Source organism: Paenibacillus sp. HWE-109, assembly GCF_022163125.1.
Classification (GTDB): domain Bacteria; phylum Bacillota; class Bacilli; order Paenibacillales; family NBRC-103111; genus Paenibacillus_E.
Genome location: NZ_CP091881.1, coordinates 8,402,327 through 8,424,448, shown reverse-complemented (window position 1 = coordinate 8,424,448; position 22,122 = coordinate 8,402,327). Strand labels below are relative to the sequence as shown.

Genomic DNA, 22,122 nt, shown 5'->3' with positions numbered 1-22,122 from the left:
CTAGCTTTTCAGAGCCTCCTATTCGGTTACAACCTGTTAGTTATGTACATTGGTATGATCCAGCTTGTCGGCGGACTGAATTCCCTTGGCGCTCTTCACATCGGCAGGTGTCATACCGAAATGTTTGCGGAACACACGGGTGAAATAACTGAAATCGCGGTAGCCGAGCAGGCTTGCCGTATCCGATACCTTCATCCCATCCTGCAAGCACTGTAAAGCGAGCTTCATTTTGCGCTCGACGATGTAGGCAGTGAACGTCTGGCCCATATGCTGCTTAAACAGCCTAGATAAATACGAAGGATTAATGTATAGCTTGCCTGCAGCCTCGTGAAGACCGATATCCTCGTTAATGCCCGCCTCGACAAACTCGATCATCGTCGCAACCAACGCATGCCGACTCGTACTTTTGCGCTCGTTTACGTACCAGGTGATGCCCTCAACCGTCTCATGAAGCCATTTGACAATCTGTTCCTTCGACAAGAGTGTAGGCAGGTTTTGGAAATAAGCAAACTGCTCCCCAAGCACTTCCTTGAGCGGCCAACCTTGCGCCTGTATCGTACGCAGAAGCAAAGCGCTTAGAAACATCACATTCTCGTGCACCTCGTCACGCGTTTTCGCCTGATCAATCCCCTGTATGATCCACTCATCAATGACTTTGGCAGCCTTATCCCGCTGTCCAGATTCAAGCGCGAATGACAGTCGTCTTTCCATTTCAGCGTCTACTGGGATAGCCGCATGCGGATGGGGCTCATCGCGGAACGGAATGACAATGTCGTGGCCATGCACACCTCTTTCCTTGAGCTGGGCCGTTCTTCGATTTCCTTTAAATTTCTCGAAATAGATAGGCAAGTCACTGAAAAAGAGACTTAGACATGTTTACAAAATAGGAGATTCTATACATATGTCCTGTTCGGCGTTGAGCTAAACGAGCAGATATTTTAAATAGGTTGTGTTAAAATATGGATATGACAAATGAATCTAAGGTAAATAGGAGAGCTGATAGCTTAATGCTGAATAATCGATTTTTTACAAGACCACATCCCGACATTGAACTGGGTTACAAAAGAAGTATCTTAGAATATGTTTTAACATTCCCAAAAGGCGGAATTAACTCAGATACAGGTTTAATTTTTGTCATTACACCATTTGGTGACTCCCCAGACTCGGTCTATCAAGCAGAGAAATTAAGACCTTTTTTGGCAGAAAAATATAACTGTATAGTAGCTAGTGTAATTTATTTTGGAATGGATAGATCGTTTAATTCAGTTAGTTTTGACTATCAATTCTTAGATTTATTACAGGCTAAGTACGCTATTCCATATACCGAATTTCTTAATGAGAATGGCTCAATAAAGGAAGATTCTTTTACAATCCTCGCATCTCATTTGAAGATGAAGGGAATAAGATTTCTTACTGAATCTAGACCTTACATGCAAACTGTTTACCATCAAAAAGGAGAATATCAATCTTTCGGGTTTTTGCCTGCGCTAGACTGTTTGGTTGTGCTAGGGGATATTCTAAAAAAATACCCTATAAATAAAAAGAAAATCATTGCATACGGGTCATCATATGGCGGATATATAGCTCTATTACTTGGTAAATTTGCACCACAAACATTCTCGGTCATAATAGACAACTCCGGATATTCCAGAGCAAGTTTGCATAATGTCTGTACCAAAGATTTTAATACAGGATCTCAGATATACAATGATGGAAATGTTATAATTAGTGGGGTTTCAGAAGAGCCATGGACACTCGTCAATGAGAACGATCCCTGCTACTTCTCTGATAGTTGCCGATCCATAAGAAGTTTATTAGAAGAAAAGCACAGAGTAGCTTCTGATACTGCCTATTTTATTTTTCATGGCGATAATGACCAGATTTGTCCTACAAAAGATAAAGAAGAAGTAGTAAAAATACTTGAAAAGTATAACCCAATTTATTTCAAAAAAGTCACTGAGAGTGATTTAGATGGGGTGGTTTTCAAAAATATGAATCATGGAATGGATGCATCCTTACGTGGACTATTCGAACGGGTTTATACGCTGGATAACCAAAATTTATTGAAAAACACTGAATCTACTGATTTCGAAAATGAAAATGTCTACCATTTTGATTGTGGAAATAAAATATATCAAATGTCTTTTTCAAAAGATTATCAAGTTAAATCTCAGATTTTAGACAGATAATTATAATCAGTGAGAGTTGGGAATGACGGAACCATGTATCCCAAACCATCTCGCCAAACTCCTGCGCGCGTCATGTCTAACAGGGCATGTGGTGTAAGATATGTTTAGTGACAAATACGTTTTGAAGTAGTTTTTACAACCGGGTATAAGGCGGCTCCCTTTCAACAAACGATTGCATATGGATTTTTATTTTACTTGCTCTTATGTGCCAACATATTTAACAGAACCGTAATTATTTAGAAAATAAAGTAAGTGAGCAACTTAAATAGATAGAGTTCTGTTGCCGTCGCGGCGAACTACTCCCGACTACTTCATTTTGGATAACTCTGTTTTCCTGATAAAAAGTGATTCTACATTTGTAATTAGGGTATACTGCCAAATCGAGAACAAAAGCAGCCGATCGTAGTGGCCGGCTGCCTCCGTGTATTTATTCCGTTATCGTCTCCGTTAGCGTAACATTTTAAAAAATAAGTGCGAGGTCACGATTTTGCACGATTATTCCATTCAGCTACTACATCCGCAATTCCAGATTGAATCGTCGGATATAGATATGTAAACCCGGTCTTCTTCAATTTCTCATTTGAGAAATTAGTATGGGATGTAGCATATTCGGTTAATACTGGCCCAAGAAGCAACCGACACAACCAGGTAGGAACATATCGCTTCTTCTCCGGCAGCTTAAGCGCTTTCGCGGATAGTGTGGTAATATCTCCGCTCCTGATCGGCTTGTCGTCAACGAGAATATAGCTTTCCCCCGCTTGCCCTGCTTCCAACAAGAAAAGAAAGGCTCTAGCGCAATCTTGTACATGGATCGGAGAAAATATTGGATTATGACCCTTCAGGCCAATAACCGGCTTACTCTTCGCAAGCGGCTCCAGAAACAGCTGCGGGAACCAGGAATCGGCTCCGTACACTTGTCCGGGAAAAGCTGAAATAATCGGAACTCCTTTGTTGCTATACTGCGGTAGGATATCGATAGAAGGCGAGATATAAGGCCCCCAGCCTTTAGGCTGAGAACGAAACGTTTCGATTGCCGGCTCCCCGTCACCAGCATCACCAAAGTAACTAGTGCCCGCAATATAAATCAGCTTTTTCAGCCGTTCCACGTTGACATTGTCCAGCAGTCGAACGGTCATGTCGTAATGCCCTTTTTGATAGTCTTGTGCAACCTTCGTTGTAACCTTTTTCCCCCAAGTAGGCGGTGCAGCTAAGTGAATTACATTCTCAGCGTTTCTCAACTCCTTTTGCCAGCCACCATCTACCATCAGGTCGCCGACCAAGGCTTTGGCGCCTTTACGTTGTAGTTCTTTCGCTTTCTCCGCGTCTCTTGTCAACACAGTAACTTGATAGCCTTGCTGGAGAGCGACATCAACCGTTTTGCTTCCAATATACCCTGTACCGCCTGTAATAAATATTGACATCCTTGTATCCACCTTTTCTATAAATATTACATATAGTCTAGTAGAACTCCTTCAAGCGCAGAGTTATAATTATCCAAAATACTTGAAACACATCTACTAGCAATCCTATCGTTACCTTTGTTCGAATCATGCATTCCTCGTTTTCCGTTTGCGCAATGAATTGCGGAACTATCTCATTCTCTTGGAAATCGGGTGATTTTCATTTAACTCCAACAGATCCCACAAGTTTCCATATAGGTCTTTAAATACAGCAACTGTCCCATATTCCTGTTCTTTTGGTTCTCTAACGAATTCAATCCCCTTTGATAACATTGCATTATAATCTCTCCAGAAATCATCTGTGTTTAAAAATAGAAAAACTCTTCCTCCTGTCTGATTTCCAATAAACCCTTCTTGCTCAGGTTTGGATGCTTTTGCCAGAAGTAATGTGGTGCCCGCAGATCCTGGCGGTGATACTACTACCCATCGTTTATCTTGATCTGGTTGATATGTATCTTCAATTAAAGTGAAGTTCAGCTTTTTTGTATAAAATTCTATTGCTTCATCATAATCTTTTACCACAAGAGCAATATGAACAATTGATTGAATCATTTTTTGGCCCCCCCAGATAAACATGAATAATTGAACACTTACCCTATCAACATCCTATATTTTACCACTTTTCAAGCGATAAGTAATTAGTTTTGAAGTGCAGAAAGCCAGCAAACTCAAGGGTTTGCTGGCTTTGTTGATGAAAACAAAATGACAAATAAAGTTTTGAAGTGGATTTTTGGCAGAATTGTCTCATTTACAAATTAGTTTTGAAGTACTTTTGACTAATTAAATATAATCAGTCGACTTGTTGCTAACGTTCCCCGTCGTAGTTTAACAACCCCCGAGTCAACGGCTTATCATCCCAGGTACGACTCCAAAGGGAACCGTCCAAGAAGTATCGTCATCCTCGATGACAGCTGGCAGCCTATCTATCATTTATTCCCTTGGAACAAATTTTACCGCATCCGCAACTACATATCCGGTTGTCCCCGTATTGCCGATAATCACACTACCCGACGTCCCTGCAGAGAAGGGATAACTTCCAATCCAATTCCAAATGCCTCCACCCGCCTGCTGGTTGACCGTAGTTTGGGTTGCCCCCCACGCATGGTTGACCGTGACCGGTACATTACTTGCTCGATTCGTATCCGCGTTCCACCATAGGTACACATCATAAGAACCTGCAGTTAAGAGGTTAGGTGCATACTTGACGCTCTTCGAACCCTTCCCAGTATCGCCGTCATGCAGATAGTCCGCACCATACCTTTGGCCGCTGTAAGAACTGACCGCCCATGTCGCTGCCCCCATCTGCGTGACGCCTGTCGGATCGCTGTTATCGACGATGATGACCGTTGGCACAGGCTCCTGGTACTCATGTCCGCCCATGCTTGGCGGATTGCTCCTCAGGGTCTTAAAAAAATCATCCGACACGTCCGCTAAATTATTCTTGCCCTTACCTATACAAGGCGAACTGTTCCTCAGCTTAAAATAGTCCCGACCGAACGTTCCGCCTGCAAGCATCGGATCTCCGATAACATCATTCACATTCGAGGCAACTCCCGTAACGACGCCGCTCCAGCAGTTATTGGAGAAAAGCAATTGCGAATTCTGATCGACATTCTGCAGTGTTCCCTGGCTCGATTTGAAAATGTTATTTTCAATTCGCGTATTGGTATGGTTCGCACCGCCGACAATGGAGATATTCGTATTCGTCGAATCAAGAAAGGTATTGCCGGCTATGAGTTCATTATTCAAGCGAGTGCCTGTAATTCCAGAATTCCAATACTCGAAATTTTTACTGTTGCCTTTCAGAAAATTATTGATAATTTTCCTGCTATACCCGGGCACATGATTTTGAAAATCCTCATCTGCGATGGCAATCCCCATGCTGGGACTGCTGCCCCTGAAATAAATCGGATTCCCCGTGTTGTAGATCATGTTCCTCTGTATGGTGACGTCGTGCGCCTTGTCGATGTAAACTTCCAGCGCATAGTTATCATAGATGGAGCTATCCTCCAACACGACATCATGACTGTCATACCAGAATCCAACGCCCTCACCCCAGTTGTGGTAGATGGTGCTGTTTTTGATCGTGCCATACGCGCTGTTCCTGATCATGATAATCAACGGCCAGTTCAATTCACTGGATAATCGACTGAAGCGCGCAAAATTCGCATTTTCCCACACTGTATTGCCGTCTAAGGTAAAATAATCAACATTCTCTAGCTGCACAGCCTCATCACGGTTCTCATGAATATTGCAATTTTGAATGATAATGTGATGATATCTGGTTGTGCCCGAGCTGCCTGCATGAATGCCCCCGCCATAGGAATAGGCGATTTCGAGTCCGTCAATGGTAATATAATTGGCCGTGATCATCATCAAAGAATTCCAGGATAGTGTGAAATGCTGTCCGCTTAAATAGGTCACGCCGTCGTTGGTGACCGTCGGTCCCGTATACGTATTGTCTTGTGGCGCGTTGCTGGGATAGGTGTTCTGACCGGAGATAATAGGAATCTCATCCCTGTACGCTTTAATCGTGATCGGACTGCCGCTTGCCCCTGAAGTCGAGATATTGATCGGTGCGGTAACATTATATGTTCCACCTCTCACAATGACGGTAGAACCGGGGCCGGCAGCGCCAGCCGCGTTGACCCCTTTTTGAATCGTAGCAAAGGGCTGACTCAGTGTTCCGGGATTATTATTATTTCCTGTGGTGGATACATAAAAGGTGGTTGCAGCCGCATTAACTTCTGTCTGATGGATGATTCCAGATGCAATCAGTAAAAAGGCCATGGCCAAAACCACTGAAAACACAAATGAAACTCTTTTCATCATAACCACTCCTTCATATTGGAAGCGAAGTAGAAGATCACACTGCTTTAAAACCCGTTTTTCTGCATGTCGAGCGGGAAAGGCTCCGGCTTTTTACACGTACTCTTGGTCTCGTAGTACTTGCCTTCCTCCGATGAGATGAAAAATCCGTGCATGAGTTCTAAGACATGATAGGCAAATTCGCCGTCCGCCCGATGCTCCGTACCATTCCTAATAGCGTAGGCCATATCCATCAAACCGAGACCACGACTATTGGACGTAAAGCCATGAGTAAGAGGAACCTCTTTAAACTCCGCATAATCGCGTCTTTTCAAATAAACCGTACCGCCGAACTGATTCGGATCCGGCACGATTAACGAGCCTTCCGTTCCGTGAATTTCGATATTCGGCGAACGCGTTCCCCAGACATCAAAGCTGGTGGTCATCGTTCCAATCGCACCATTCTCAAACTCTAACGTACCGCTAATGTGTGTTGGCGTCTCAACAGGGAATTTCCTGCCGTAATTCGGTTCGCAGGTCACCATTCTTTCGTGGAACGTAGTCTGTGCAGCACCTGCAATTCGGCGGACGGGTCCGATTAAGTTCACAAAAGCCGCAAGGTAGTACGGCCCAATATCAAACATCGGACCCGCTCCCTTCTGATACAAGAAATCCGGGTTAGGATGGAAGCTTTCAGGTCCACGGGACATCATACAGGCGCTCGCGGCGATTGGCTTGCCGATCCAACCATCATCGATCAGCTTGCGGCAGGTTTGAATCCCTCCCCCCAGGAAGGTATCCGGGGCAGAACCTACCAGAAGGCCTTTGGACTTCGCGAAGGCGAGAATTCGCTGGGCGTCTTCCAGTTCAATAGCCAGCGGCTTTTCCCCGTAGGTGTGCTTCCCCGCTTCCAACGCCCGCATATGAATCTCCGCATGCGCACTTGGTATCGTAAGATTCACGACGATCTCAATTTCAGGGTCTGCCAGCAGTTCCTCTACAGAGCATGCTTTCGGAATTTGGAACTCCTCTGCTTTGTCTTGCGCCCGTGCCAAATCCAGATCGGCGCAAGCCACGATCTCCAGGATGTCAAATTTGCTCCCTGCCTCAAAATAAACGGAACTGATATTTCCGCAGCCAATAATGCCTACTTTAACTTTCTTCACTTGTACCCCTCCGACGTTATTCTGTATTTGGGGTCGCACGAGTAGAGACATCTACTTGTGCGACCTCCTATTTACGGAGCAGCATTCACCACAACATCGTCAAAATAAACTTTCGACAGGTGTGTGTATACCCCGATTTTCCCCGCTGAGAACGTGCTGGCTGTTGCTGTAAGAATAAGCTGACCATTTACATATGCCTGCAGCGTATTCCCATTCACCGTAAATCGCAGCGTATGATAGGTTCCTGCGGCAAGAGGCGGGATGGCTGCTGAAATGGCAAGATCGGTTTGAACACCGTTTTGCAGCTTTGTGATGTATACTTTCTTGGTGTAGTTATCATAGGACATACTGTAATAGTTGTTATAGTCAACAAACCTCGCCACCAGTCCTATTCTGCCGCTGGCCGTCTCCATTTTTCCCTTGGCTTCTACGCTGTAGTTGGTCCAGGATGTGGATCCTGCTACGGATTTCACCCCGCCTTTATCCGCATTGTTAGACAGGTAAGCTTTGGACCCATACACGTCGGATACAACGGAGAACGTTCCCCATCCGGAAACCACCGACCAACCGCTGGCGCTGCCGGACTCAAAATTATCTTCCAGCAGTGTGCTTTTCGTCGTGACGATGGCTTCACTGCTTTCTTCGGAGATGTTGTTCGCCGCGTCTTTCGCTTTGACGGTGTAGTGATAAGTCGTCGCCACATTCAAGCCTGTGTCTTTGAATGTATACACCGCGCCCGTCACCGTGCCCACAGATTGCCCATCCCGATAAATGGTGTAGCCGGTTACCCCGGTATCATCGGAGGCTTGCGCCCAAGACAGCGCAACTTCCGCAGACGAGAGCGCATTAGCCGTCAAGCCGGTTGGCGCAGTAGGCGCTGTGACGTCGGGGTTCGGCAGGGGATTCACAACAATATCGTCAAAATACGCTTTCAACAGGTGCGTATATACGCCGGCCTTCCCAGCTGAGAAGGAGCTGTCCGTAGTCATAGCCACCAGCTGCCCATCCACATACGCTTGCAGGATATTGCCTGATACCGTGAAGCCAAACGAATGGTACGCTCCAGCGGTAAGCGGTGTTATCGGATTGGAAATCGCTAAGTCGACAGTCGTACCGTTCACCAGCTTACTGATGTATACTTTTTGCGTATAATTCTCATAAGTCATGCTGTAATAGTTGTTATTATCAACGAATCTAGCCACCAGCCCGATTCGGCCGCTCGGCTTATCCATTTTCCCCTTCGCTTCTAAACGGTAGTTGGTCCACGAGGAGAGTCCAGCTACGGACCTTGTAGCCCCTTTACCCGCATTATCGGACAAGTAAGCCTTCGTGCCTCCGTCATTCACCACGCCAAAAGTTCCCCATACAACGGACCACATGCTTGCACTCCCCGACTCGAAATTATCCTCGAGCAGTGTGCTCTTCGTTACAGCCACAGCTTCAACACTTACTGCAGAACGATTATTCGCAGGGTCAACGGCCTGAACCGTGTAATGGTAAGTCGTGGCCAGGCTCAAGCCCGTGTCCTTATAGCTCGTGGTTGCGCCATTTAAGGTCGCAATTTCTTGCCCATCCCGATAGACGATGTAGCCAGCCACACTGTCATTATCCGTAGACGGGGTCCAAGACAATGACATTTCATAAGAAGATAGCGCCGTTGCTGTCACATTCGATGGTGCGGAAGGCGCCGTCATATCTCGATACGCGATGATGAAATTATCATAGGAGACTGGGCCTTTAACCCGCTTCAGGAATTCGGTTAATTCAATTAGGAATGCCCCATTAGAGCCAGGGGTTGCATTAATTTCACTTTTCACCGCGTTTCCTAGTGCAGCTATCCATTGTTGTGTTGCTGTCCCCCACGGGAAGCCTGCCGGCAGTTCAAGATCCTTCGTTAGGATCCCAGCGGAGCCGCTTGCAATCGAGTTGTCTGTTGCTGTGACCACCAATTGACCATTGATATAGCCATATAGGTTACTGCCTACCACTTCAAACCTAAGCTTGTTCATAACATCCAACGGTAATGTCACACCGGTCGCTGTTTGAAGCACAACGGATGTACCATTGCTGCGTTTCTCAATGACTGCCTTTCCGAATAGCGCATCATAGGTAAAGCTATAATACTGGTCTGGATTCACATACCGGGCGAGGAGTCCTACCGTATCTTTATGACTGACAATCCTCACATCTGACTCTACGAAATAGTCTGTACCCACAGTCTGCGCGACCACAGCTGTCGATGACTTCGTCGACTGATACACATGATTGCCACTACTCTCTGTTTGAAGCGCAAAGTTCCCTTTAACGGAGGTCCAATCCGCCGCACCTGACTCAAAATCATTCGTGTACAATGGATCGTAAACCAGTTCAAAGGCGAAGCCTTTATCCGTATCAAGCTGGACGAATACGTCTTTTCCTGTGGCGATAACGGGAATTTCCTGCAGCCGTACACCGTTTGTCGCCAGCTTGTAAGCTTTGTACGCTGCTGGGATGAGTGTCGTCTTCAGATGGAATTCCATTGTCTCGTGTTTGGCAAGTGTCGGCAATTTCCCTCTTACATAGGTCCGTTTGTTGGCATCCGTCAGATCTTGAATCGTATCTTCCCCTGTCGCCGCTGCATCGGTTGTATAGATGACCAGCATTCTCTCGCTTTTGTCTAGCGATTTATCATCAAGCGTTGCTGCGGATACGGTTCCTTTATCCACACTTGCCTTTATGGATACAGGACCAAGCTCGAATAAGTTGTTATTCAACGTGCCTACAGCTCCAATTGCGTAAGGGGTATTGATCAGATAAGTATTTAAATTAAGATCAAATATAAGCTCACCCGTGTCCGAAACCAGCTTATTTTGATTCAGATTAGAGAGCATGTTGTTTTTCAGATTGACATCATCAATAGCATTAATAAACGTCTCCGCAACCTGCTTTAAAGTCATGCTGTTCGTAATGGATATCTTATTCTGGGCAGGTAAATTGCCGCTTGCGATTTGCTCAGGTGTAAGCTCAGGTGTGATTTTATAGATGGCATAGGGTTCACCAGGCTTATCTGCGTACACGGTAACCATCTTGAACAGATGCGGTATATACATTCGATTAATCTCTAAATCTTCATTCTCCGTTGATGCCGCATGCGTCTTAACCGATGTCTGGTCCCTGACAATGACAAATTTAGGTTCGCTTGCAGTGATGTGACCTTTACGGAAAAGAAGGGTGCTTTGATATTCGGACATCGTTACCAAGGTATCTGTTAGGGTATCAAATGAAGTAAAACCACCCAAAGTTGCACTTTGTTGAGTAGCCTCTTTTACACGGGAAACATATTGAAACCTGTTTAGCATATCCCAGCCATTGAAGGCGCCGGTCGCGGCCACCATCAATCCAAGGTCGTCTCTGCCTTTCGTCGGAAACTCCTGATTATATTCAGTTAATGCAAAAGGCTTCTGGTACAGCTGCCCAAGGGCAAGACCAGGAATATAATTTTTAAATATAGTCCCTCCAGATTGCGGCACATAATTAGCTGCTGATTCTGGAGCAAATACCATACTGTAACGAGGATGTGACGCCGGGGTAAAAGAGAATGTTGCTCCCCTTCCATCTACAAGCCCATTATATAAGTGTGTTTCATGAACATCTGTGTGTGTTCGCCAGTAGTTGGCCAAAGAATCATTAATGTAGTTAATTCCTCCAATGGGTACCTTTACTCCAATTACATCTTTAAGGTAATTTTTCATTTCATTATGGGAAGATAACGTTTTTTCTGTGAAGTATTCGGCAAGATCATCACGAATACTCGCAGGTGATGCACTCCAAAATATATTTGGAAATGTTGTGATAGGCGGACGTGCTTTACCAGCCAGAAACGTATTAAAGTCTGCAAGTAACCATTCTTTTACACTTGCGTTTGAAAAATTAGCATTATAAAGAATAGTTTCATTCATGGGAGACAGCCCCATCAATATAGGATCATCCTTCAAGGCAAGTCCGGTGTACGGATTAACATGAGTAAGCCACTGCTGAGCAAATGATTGCCAAATCGCTTTACCGTCCGGAAAAAGCGTTGCCATATATTTGGCAGCGAATGAGCCGTATTTGCTTAAGCTTGGTACACTAGAGTAATCCGCATAAGCCAGAATGTCGACATCGATATAAATGCCTCGTGCCTTCAGCAAAGAAACGAAGTACTCAAAATTATCCAGTTTGACTGGATCTAATGTAACCGTCGTGGAAGTAGGTTTCACCATAAGTCCTATTGCCCAGTCAACATTATCATCATTGGAATGGTATCGCACCACATTATAACCCATAGCAGCAATCCGGTCGGCGATATTAACCATTTCGGCTTTGGTTGGATCCGTACCATAGCTGCCGTTAAGATTGGTACCGAAGAACTTTACTTTCTTATTGGGCTCATCCGTAAAATAATAATCGCCATCCGCATCAATCTTTACGAAGCCTTTCGTTCCAGCTGGTGTTTGATTCAAGTAGGACAAGTCCAGCGCACTTCCAGGTGCTACCGCCAATGTCGTATCAATAGCTTTCCATGTGCTGTCAGCAACTATGGGAGCTGCATTTGCGGTAGGGCCCGCCATACCTGCAGCCCCCACTATTTGCAGGAGTAAAGCCATAACTAGCGTTACTGAAGCCTTAGTAATCATTCCTTTTCTCATTTTTCAATCCTCCTGTACACTTTTATCAAAACCCATTCATGTTTTCTCGGCAGAGTCGCTGCTCTGTGCGACATAAACCACCTCCTTTCAACCCCTAAGTGATTTAAATTGGGATTTTCGAATTCCCCATCACATCCCCGTTAGCCTCAAGCGGCGCATGCGGTTCGCCGAATTCCGCCCGTCCTTCGGAGCCCATCCGCCATTCGCCCCCCTTTCATTGCTTTATCTTTACACAAAAAGGGCATATGCAAGCGTGTGAAGATAGCGATCCACTCACGAACGTTGCATATGCCATTGTATAAACCTATTTAAGTGCTAGTCCTTATTTCTTCTGATTGGTCGGCCAAGCAAACTGGATGCCGAGCGCTTTCTTGGCTTGTAAAAACTGATTGTTCTGGTAAGCATACAGTTCCTGATAACCGAGATTTTTTTCCAGTTCGATCTCCTCGTTATAGAACTTCTCTACATCGGCTTCCGACTTGGCAAGGAACATTTTGGCTCTTGCCTTCACACGGCTTTCTTCAATTTTGGCATTAATTCCCGCTTCCTTCGTTCCGCCTAACGGAGTCGTCGATTCGAAAGGAAGCATATCGTACGTAAATTGAGCAAAATAATCGGTCGCTTGTTTCTTCAAGGTGTTATCCAACGTCTTCGTTGTTGGCAAAGTCCGCGCAATCGGCACCCAGTTGATCAGCCAATTCAGTGTGCCATTGCCATATTTCAGCTTGGCTTTGTTCGCATCTTCGGCATTCAGCTTATTGAACTCGTCTGTCAGCTTCACTTTGCCATTCTCATCGAAGTTCCAAGCTGCGCCTTTCGGACCATAGTTCACATTCAGACTCATCTCGTCCGTGGATAAATAATGGAATAATTTAATAATGCGATCTTGATATTTAGATTTGGAGCTAACCATGGACAGCGTCCAGCCTGTTACATTGACAGGGTCAACGTATGGCTTATTCCCCTTGCTGCCTACGACAGGCCCGACGTGGACATATGTCGCTTTCGGGTCCTTCTGATACAGAGCGCTCCAGTCAATAGTCTTGTTCGTGTAAGCGAATACCGCACCATTGGCAACCTTCTCCTGAACCTGATTCTTGTTCAGTGTCTGGCTGTCTTCCGGCATCAGGCCCTCACGATACAGAAGATTAAGGTACTTGTAGGCTTCCAGAGATTCCGGCGTACGCTCGCGGTCAATGAGATTGCCTTGGGCATCCTCACGAGGCGCCCCGAAGAAGCTGGAAATAACCCAGCTGTCAAAATAAGCAGGCGTCAGTGCAAAACCATTATATTTAACGCCCGAATCCTTCACCTTGCGAAGCGCTGCGACCAAGCCATCTTTCGTTTTAAAATCGTCGGCCTTGATGCCAAGTTGCTCCATAATGTCTTGACGTGCATATAATCCTTGGTTGCTGGCGATATAGTCGCCGGGCTGGAACGTTTCCTTCGCCCAGAAATAGCTGGCGTATCCATAGAAGTGACCGTCCGGGTTGCGGAACCAATCCTGCATGGTTTTCGCTACTTTGAAGGAGGGATCATACTTCGCGATCAGGGTATCCATCTGTGCAACCAAGCCGGACTTCTCGAGTACTCCGCGCTGCGGTGAGCCTTTATCGACCGTAATTACGTCCGGAATGTCCCCGGCTGCGATGATCGCGCTCAGCTTATCTGAGCTTCCTGAGGTGAAATCGATTGAAATGCCGGTAGCGTCTGTAATCATTTTATCCAGCAAATCGTTGACCGCATCCCAGTTCTTCTTGTAGTAATCCTGATCGACAAACCAGGTAATCTTGATCGGCGACTTGTCCTCTGTTGCTGCTTTCGGTGAAGCGGATGCCGTTTCCGACGACGTTGGCGCCGAAGACGACTTGCCTTGGTTGTCGCCTGTGGAAGAGCAGCCTACTAATAACGAACCAATCATCATTAAGACAATTCCTGATTTGTGAAAACGCTTTCTATTTTGCACTTGTTTTCCTCCCCTTCATGTACGCCTATATAGTGTTAATGTACAGCAAAAGCAACCCACTTGCATGCTTTTGCTGCACAGACTAACCTTTCACAGAACCAATTAAAACGCCTTTGACGAAAAACCGTTGGAGAAACGGATACACAATTAAGATTGGAGCGGTCGTTGCCATCATCATAGCAAGCTTCAAGGTTTCGGAGCTGATCTGCTTTGCTTCCTCCGGCATACTCCCCGCTACTTGCTCACCGAACTTCTGCGCGACTGATGCATCGGTCACGATTCGCTTTAGAAACAACTGCACAGGCTCAAGATAGTCCTTGGTTGTAAAGAACAGCGCATCCGTATAGGCATTCCAATGATACACACAGTTGAAAAGCGCAATTGCAGCCAAAACCGGCTTAGTCAGTGGAAGAACGAGCTGCAGGAAAATGCGGTATTCGCCAGCGCCATCGATCTTCGCGGATTCTACAATCGACTCCGGGATCGTTCGGAAAAATGACATGATAATAATCATATCCCACACACTGAACATCGTCGGCACAATGTAAACCAGGAAATTGTTTAACAAGCCGAGCTTTTTGTAAAGCAAATAGGTGGGGATCAAACCTCCGTAGAAAAACATTGTAAACAGCATGATAATCAGATACACATTACGCCCCGCCAACGCTTTGCGCGACATGCCATAAGCAACCAGCGCAGTAAATGCCACGTGAAGAATTGTACCTATAAGCGAGCGAGATACCGTGATGAAATAGGCATGGTAAATCGTGTTATCTGAGAAAATCGACATATAATTGGCGAGTGTAAACTCGCGTGGCCATAAGTAGACGCCTCCCCTCATATAATCGATTCCCTGATTTAATGAACCGACCAGCGCGAACCAGAAGGGGGCAAGCGTCAGGACGACGACGGCCAGCATGAGGAAGACGTTGAAAGCATCAAACCATTGATCTCCTCTTGAGCGGATTTTCATGAGTAGCTCCTCCTGAGTAAAGTTAGAACAGACTGTTGCCGGATATTTTACGCGTGACTTGATTGGCGCCGATCAGCAGAATCAACGCGACCAGTGATTTGGCAAGTCCAACTGCCGTCGAGTAGGAATATCGCATTTGCTGCAGCCCCACCTTGTAGACGTAAGTGTCAATCGTTTCACTGACATTCAGGTTCAGCGGATTCTGCATGACCAGCATCTGTTCAATACCGGTATTCAGAATCGAGCTAACCGCGAAAATAAGCATAATGACGATCGTTCCCATGATGCTAGGCACCGTAATGTACCACATGCGCTGAAACCTGCCGGCACCGTCGATTTTGGCCGCTTCGTACAGCTCTTGATCGACCCCGGCAATGGCCGCAATGTAGATGATAGCTCCCCAACCAATTCCCTTCAGCATCTCCGCCCCGACCATGATGAACCAGAATAACTCCGGCTTGCCCATGAAATTGAGCGGTTCATTGATGAGATGCAACTGCAGCAAGATCATGTTGATGACCCCGTTCGAGGGCGACAGCACGGTCATAATTAAACCGCCGAAGATGACCCAAGAGACGAAGTGAGGCAAATAAGAAATCGTTTGCACAAAGCGTTTGAACTTCGCTGTCGTCAGTTCGTTCAGAAACAGCGCGAACACGATTGGCGCCGGGAATCCAAAAATGAGAACGAGGATATTCATGGCCAGCGTATTGCGCAGCACGTTCATAAAATTAGCATCGGTAAAGAATTCCCTAAAATGCGCCAAACCAACCCAAGGCGAACCTGACACACCTAAGAATAGATCATAATCCTTGAACGCAATCAAAATTCCATACATAGGAATGTAGGAAAATATAAGCAGGAACAGCACCCCTGGCCATACCATGCTTTGCAGGGCGAACTGGCTTTTCCATCTTGTATGGCGGCTAGTAGCCGCTTTGCCTGCTGCGCGAAAGGGACGATCTGTCGTTACGGCTCTTTCCACTTCTTGCCCCCTGTCTCGTTATTCACTGAACTTGGCATCTGCGTAAATAACGTTTTCATTTTTTCGATCCGAAATCGCTTTACTGCGGCTTGCCTCTTGCCAACGACTTCGGAGGTATACGTCTACTATACGTTCTGTAAGCGCTTATAAAAATATCTTCATTTTTGTTTTAATACCTTCATTTTGGATGGGCAAGAAGCGAGGGAGGTTTCTAACACACCTTGTCGAATAGGGTAAAAAACAACTTCTCTCGGGAAAGTAGGTCTGCCATTGCGCCGCTATCTGAACACCATGAGCCTCAAAAGTAAAGTGACTCTCGCCTTTGTCCTGCTGATTCTGCTGCCTTTCATCGTGCTGGGCTTGTATACCTACGACCAAACGCAACGCTACATGAGAGATCAGTTGATTGCGAATTCGCAAATGACCTTGAAGCAAGTGAAATCTACGATTGAGAACAAAATCGAACTCATTGAAAGCGTTAGCAACAGCATCACGTACAATTATCGCTTGCAGCAATTTCTGGCTGCCCCCTACTCGCAAGCCAATAATTCCTTAGATGACTATTTCAGCTATGCCGTACCGCTCATTAATTACGCCATGCTGTTCCAAAAAATCAATACAGAGAAAATATCGGTGTATATGAGCAACGAAACGATTCCGGAAGGATTCGGGGCCTTTTACCATGAAACGAAAGCGATACAGGAGCCTTGGTATGATACCTTCAAACATGATGAGAAAAAGTCCCTGTGGGTGATTCGCCAAAGCCAGGAGCTTGGAGAAACGTTCGGGTATATGCAGAAAATAATCTCCCTGGAAGACCGTGATCTCGGTTTTAGCCTTGTCGATGTGCGGCCAAGCGATCTGCTTGATCCTATCGCACGAATAGCAGAAAGCAACCGGCATATTGTCCTCATGGATGCCCAAGGCCGCATTCGTTTTCCTGAAGGATCAGGTGCAACTGATCGCGCTCCATCGCTCAAGCCTCCTCCATCTGGAAGCTACGTCATTCACAATAACCAGCTATTCATTTCGGAGCCGCTAAAGGGACTCGACTTATCCATGCTGATGACGATTACACTGCCAAGATCGTTCGGCTCTCTTCAGGTGGTGACGAATCTCGCCTTCCTCACGGCAATGGTTTTACTATTGTTTGCTTTTTATTCAGTGCTGAAGTTCGCTTTAAGAAAAATGAAAACGAGCATTGGGCAGATGGCACATGCCATTGAATCTGGCTTCGAGCCCATTCCGAACGATCGGCAGGATGAATTCGGGGTGATCACCGAGAAATTTAACCTACTGTTAAATAAGATCACCGTGCTAATGAAAGATCGGATCCGCCAGGAAACAATGCACAAAGATGCCCAGTTCATCGCGCTCCAGTCCCAGATCAACCCGCATTTCATCTACAACACCCTGGATATGTTCAGCGCCAAGATGGAGCTTGCCGGCCAATTTGACGTTTCGGATGCCATGGCCGATTTTGGGAAAATGATGCGGTACAACATGGACAATCAGTTCCGTTTTACAACACTGGAAGCGGAAATCCGCTACTTGGAACAGTATATGAACTTGCAGAAGATCAAGTATGGCGACAATATCGAATTAGGCATTCGCGTGCCTGACACGCTTCTTCCCTTTCAGATCATTCGCTTTATTCTGCAACCCATCGTTGAGAACAGCATCAAGCACGGTTTCCCGCAGCAAGAAACCCTGCGCATCGAGCTTGACATCTCGCTGCAGCCGGACAACACTATTCGGCTGTCCATCCATGACAACGGCCCTGGCATAGCACCCCGGCGGCTGCTTGAACTAAATGAACGGTTTCGTACGTCTGCCTATACCCCAAGCAGCAGCCCTCTCAGGGAGAGCATTGGTCTTGGCAATATCAACGAAAGATTGAAGCTGTATTACGGAGAGGACTATTCCATTCGACTCGACAGTGTGCCAGGCCAATATGCCGAAACGATTCTAACCATTCCTTACAATGCCAGAGAGGAAGACAGCCATGTATAGTGTGTTAATCATTGATGACGAGGAATTGATAGGTGATGGGGTCAAAGCTAAGCTGGAACGGGCTGGCTTACCAGTTGTGGGAAAAATCAATGTCGCCTACGGAGGCCTGCAAGGGCTTAAAGCTGCCGAGGAGATAAAGCCGCATATTATTATCACCGATATGCGCATGCCAGAAGTGGACGGCATTCAGCTGATTCGACAGCTCTCCCAGCAGCTGCCGCTAACGAAATTTATCATGCTGAGCGGGCATGACGATTATAGCTATGTTCGGGAAGCTTTTAAATACGGCGTGCTTGACTATCTGCTGAAGCCCGCCAGCTCCGCAGAGCTGGCGGGCCAAGTGCAGGCAGCCATCGCCGCCATCGAAGCGGACAGCCGCCAAGCCCTCGCGTTGGAGCGAAACCAGCAGGATAAGCAAACCTTGCTCGCTGCTAGACTGAATTTGCTGCTGAACGCCGCTGCTGAGAAAGATGAACGCCTCCTGCAGCCTCCCTCTCTCGTGACTGACACGCATGACCTTCCAGACATGCTGGAGTCGTGGCATATGCTCGAATGTTTCTTTGTCCATCCTTCCTTTGCCGTTGGTTTATTCAGCATGGGTGAAGCGGCCTTCAGCACAAGAGAGCTGGCACGCACCGATGCATGCTTGAATCAGTCAATTCGTGCATCCGGATACACAGCCCAGCTTCAAACACTTGCTTTTCACGATACGCAGGGGAAGGTTTATGCTGTTTTCAACTTGGCTGAAACGCTCCCCTTGGACGCGTTTAACGCCCTGCTTCGTGAGACGATTGAACAGCTGAGCCTGGATAGCTCGGATAAGCCCGTCGTTTCCGTCAGTAAGATCGGAGGATTAAAGGATTTGCCGCAGCTATACAGGCAAGCACAGCTTGCCATGTCTTACCGGATTTTGCGGGAGCCTGACACGGTGCTGTATCTGAATGAGCCTCCAAAACGACAGGAAGAGTGGCTTCCCGCCCGCAAAGATATTGATGAGCTCCGGCAATCTGTTGAAACACTTCAATTGGAGCGTATCCATCTTTGGATCGATCGTTGGCTGCCCGATAGTCTGGTTGAGCGAATATCTCTAGAGCAGTTGGAGGCCGTCTTCGATCTCTTAATGACGGGAATTCATCGGCATTTCAATAGCCGCCTCATCTTTGAAGAAAACGAGCAGGCTCAGGCATTCGCCAGCTTCCATACCCTGCATGACCTTCGCCAGTATTTAAAAGGTTATGTCTATACGGCCAAGCAGCTTGTATCCGAAAGCACGAACTTGGAGGGAGTCGTCATTGGCGATGCGATATCATACGTTCGGCAGCATTTCTATCGCGAAATTCAACTTGCAGAGGTGGCAAATCGGGTATCCATGAACTACTCTTATTTCAGCAAGCTGTTTAAAGAACGGATGGGGTTGACCTTTACCGCTTATCTGACCAAGATACGCATGGAGGAAGCGCAAAAACTCTTGAAGGACCCCGCTTTGCGCATCCATGAAATTTCGGAAAAGGTCGGTTACAGCAACCCTTATCATTTCTCGCGGGCTTTTAAAAACCACTGTGGCATTTCTCCCAAGGAGTTTCGCAATACAATGCAATGAAAGCAAGCCCCGGTATCGAAATCTACCGGGGCTTGACGAGACCGAAATAGGGGATTTCCATCGAAACAGCCATGGGTACGTTCTTCTGAAATGAACGCTTACTAGTCTACTTCAAAACTTAATTGTCACCCGATAAATAATGTTGGGTGACAAAGAAAAAAAACACCGCCCTTTTTCGTTGTTCAGGCGATGTTTTCAAAATATGAAACGTCAATAATAGAGTTCATTCATCAAGGTCGCTTTTCAGGGGTACAGAAGTCATGTCTTCGACGATGAATCTAGATAATCTGCAACATTCCAATTCATTCATCTTCACGTCGTCTATAATCTCATTTGCAGCCAAGCGGCTAACAATAGGAGCTAGCGTAATGGCTGAATGCATAACTGAAAGATATAGACCTCCTATCTGTTCATGAAATCCAACAATAGGGTAACCGTCTTCTGGCATAGGTCTCCATCCTACCTTGATACTTTCCAACTCCAAATTCTCACCTCCATTTAAATGGTGGCGAAGGGTTTCAAAAGCTCTTTTTCCGATTGTTTCTGGCCCGTTTTCTTCAGACTCATCTATATAATCTTCCGCAGCTATTATAATATCATTTGTTAGTTGTCTTGCTTCAAATTTTGAATTAGAAATTAAAGTATGAATTAACTTTTCTTTTGATTTCATGCGAATTATGATTGAAGGCGAAGGAGCAACAGGAACATCGAAGCCTAATGGTTTACAGAGCTCGGGTAAATTTGCACCAGTAGCTAATACAATAATATCTGATTCTATAAAACCAATTGAGGTGTAAACACCAACAACATTAGAACTCTCTTTTTTTATTTGCGTAACTTTTGTATCGAAAAGTATATTGGCTCCATTTTCTTCTGCTTTTTTTAACAAAAGCTTTGTTGTTAATACCGGATCTACTGCGCCTTCTCCATAAGCAAAGCCAGCCTCTTCTGGATATTCCTTCAAATTAGGTTCTAATTCTATGATTTGTTTCCGATTCAGTTTTTGTATATGAGACTTCTCCACATTTGTAGGTACTCCCCATGTCAGTGCTCCGTTCCAATTTACCTTTAAATCAGGCAGATCTTTTTCTAATGAATGATATTCAGCTAATGTTGCATCGTATAGATGTCGAAATTTTTTTGAAACTCGACCTGACGAATTAATCCAAGCGAAAGATTTTCCAGTTACTTCACATGCTGCTGTTGAATTACACTCGATTACAGTAACATCCTGATTCCGTTTTGATAAGTTATATGCCATTGATGCACCAACAATACCTGCACCTATCACTACAATTTTTTGTTTCCTGATCATGCACGCCTCCTCTTGACAACCAGTGCTTACTAACTATCATCCGCAGAGGTCGTGATATTTTTGATTATATAAGACCCAGTGACGGGGAATTGCCTCCAACGCATGACGCGCCGCGTCGCAAGAGCTTGAATAAAAAGAAGTTAATTTTGAGTGGGACTCTCAGTCAGTGGAGTCGGGAGAAATCACTTCCCACTTCCCACTTTCCAGCACCATGACCCGACGGTCTTCGCTCAGGTTAGTGTTGGCTTCCACTCACGTTCCCCTATGCTATCATTTAACAAGAACTGAGTTCACTATTAAATACTGTAACATACTGCTCTAATCTATCGGCAGGAAATAATGATTATAACTAATCATTACTATCCAATTTCTCAACCGCAGCCAAACCCAGCAAGATGGCACCACGCTAATCTGCCCGTCCCTCGGTTTTTAATGGTTTATCTCACTATGCGGGAACAGAAGAAACGCTTTGGAACTTTTCTCCATTCGTTTTTATCCTGCGCGCATACTCCACTTTCTCCTTGGTGTTCACCATCCCATGGCTCGACGGGTCTATGCCCTTACATTCATACAGGGCTTTCGCAGTTAAATTTATTGGAATGTGAAATAAGTATAATGTTGGGTGACAAATAGGTTCTGAAGTGCAAGAAGCCAGCAAACTCAAGAGTTTGCTGGCTTTTCTTATAAAATCGATTTACAAATTAAGTTTTGAAGTGGTGTTTTCAGGTGAAAACCCTGAATTACAAATAAGTTTTGAAGTACTTTTTACAAACTATTCCACAAGGCACATATGGCAAAATCCAATCCTTGATAGAATAATAAAGTCACAACACTTCCTTACAAAGAGCAACCTTTTTAAAAATTAAAGAGCCTTACGATTTCTCGCAAGGCAAATATTAGTTATATTAACTTCTGCTGCATTGGCGGTATAAACTCGATAACCTTAATACCTAAACTGGCAAGTTGATGTCTAAGCGTTA

At 45.6% G+C, this 22,122-nt stretch carries 13 protein-coding genes; 3 read left to right on the top strand and 10 right to left on the bottom strand.

Annotated features, from left to right (window positions below; all coding sequences use genetic code 11):
* Positions 1-36: 36 nt before the first annotated feature.
* Entirely contained in the window at positions 37-786 is a 750-nt protein-coding gene (locus LOZ80_RS36465; RefSeq protein ID WP_238169055.1) for a helix-turn-helix transcriptional regulator, read from the bottom strand.
* A 173-nt stretch (positions 787-959) separates the two neighbouring features.
* On the opposite strand from LOZ80_RS36465, the gene LOZ80_RS36460 reads away from it, so the two are divergent.
* A complete protein-coding gene (locus LOZ80_RS36460; RefSeq protein ID WP_238169054.1) occupies positions 960-2,189 on the top strand; it encodes a DUF2920 family protein in 1,230 nt (409 codons plus the stop codon).
* 479 nt (positions 2,190-2,668) lie between these two features.
* Here the strand turns inward: LOZ80_RS36460 and LOZ80_RS36455 are convergent, their stop codons facing one another.
* From LOZ80_RS36455 to LOZ80_RS36420, 8 genes are all read right to left on the bottom strand, one after another.
* A complete protein-coding gene (locus LOZ80_RS36455) occupies positions 2,669-3,610 on the bottom strand; it encodes an NAD-dependent epimerase/dehydratase family protein (protein ID WP_238169053.1) in 942 nt (313 codons plus the stop codon).
* 168 nt (positions 3,611-3,778) lie between these two features.
* The gene (locus LOZ80_RS36450; RefSeq protein WP_238169052.1) at positions 3,779-4,201 is read right to left on the bottom strand and encodes a VOC family protein; all 423 of its coding nucleotides are present in this window, start codon (positions 4,199-4,201) and stop codon (positions 3,779-3,781) included.
* A gap of 378 nt (positions 4,202-4,579) precedes the next feature.
* Positions 4,580-6,481, bottom strand: coding sequence for a golvesin C-terminal-like domain-containing protein (locus LOZ80_RS36445; protein WP_238169051.1), 1,902 nt, complete (start codon positions 6,479-6,481; stop codon positions 4,580-4,582).
* Between the two features lie 44 nt (positions 6,482-6,525).
* On the bottom strand, positions 6,526-7,623 hold the full coding sequence (locus LOZ80_RS36440) for a Gfo/Idh/MocA family protein (protein WP_238169050.1): 1,098 nt from the start codon (positions 7,621-7,623) through the stop codon (positions 6,526-6,528).
* Positions 7,624-7,694: 71 nt separating this feature from the next.
* On the bottom strand, positions 7,695-12,290 hold the full coding sequence (locus LOZ80_RS36435; RefSeq protein WP_238169049.1) for a fibronectin type III domain-containing protein: 4,596 nt from the start codon (positions 12,288-12,290) through the stop codon (positions 7,695-7,697).
* Between the two features lie 322 nt (positions 12,291-12,612).
* Entirely contained in the window at positions 12,613-14,256 is a 1,644-nt protein-coding gene (locus LOZ80_RS36430; RefSeq protein WP_238169048.1) for a type 2 periplasmic-binding domain-containing protein, read from the bottom strand.
* 82 nt (positions 14,257-14,338) lie between these two features.
* A complete protein-coding gene (locus tag LOZ80_RS36425; protein ID WP_238169047.1) occupies positions 14,339-15,229 on the bottom strand; it encodes a carbohydrate ABC transporter permease in 891 nt (296 codons plus the stop codon).
* Positions 15,230-15,251: 22 nt separating this feature from the next.
* On the bottom strand, positions 15,252-16,214 hold the full coding sequence (locus tag LOZ80_RS36420; protein ID WP_238169046.1) for an ABC transporter permease: 963 nt from the start codon (positions 16,212-16,214) through the stop codon (positions 15,252-15,254).
* 270 nt (positions 16,215-16,484) lie between these two features.
* Between LOZ80_RS36420 and LOZ80_RS36415 the strand changes: the two genes are divergently transcribed.
* Together LOZ80_RS36415 and LOZ80_RS36410 are read left to right on the top strand one after the other, a co-directional pair.
* Positions 16,485-18,227: a cache domain-containing sensor histidine kinase gene (locus LOZ80_RS36415; RefSeq protein WP_238169045.1), complete on the top strand. Its 1,743-nt coding sequence runs from the start codon at positions 16,485-16,487 to the stop codon at positions 18,225-18,227.
* A complete protein-coding gene (locus tag LOZ80_RS36410) occupies positions 18,220-19,827 on the top strand; it encodes a helix-turn-helix domain-containing protein (RefSeq protein ID WP_238169044.1) in 1,608 nt (535 codons plus the stop codon). Before LOZ80_RS36415 ends, LOZ80_RS36410 begins: the two co-directional genes overlap by 8 nt.
* 223 nt (positions 19,828-20,050) lie before the next feature.
* Here LOZ80_RS36410 and LOZ80_RS36405 read toward each other — a convergent pair whose 3' ends face one another.
* On the bottom strand, positions 20,051-21,142 hold the full coding sequence (locus LOZ80_RS36405) for an NAD(P)/FAD-dependent oxidoreductase (RefSeq protein WP_238169043.1): 1,092 nt from the start codon (positions 21,140-21,142) through the stop codon (positions 20,051-20,053).
* Positions 21,143-22,122 lie beyond the last annotated feature (980 nt).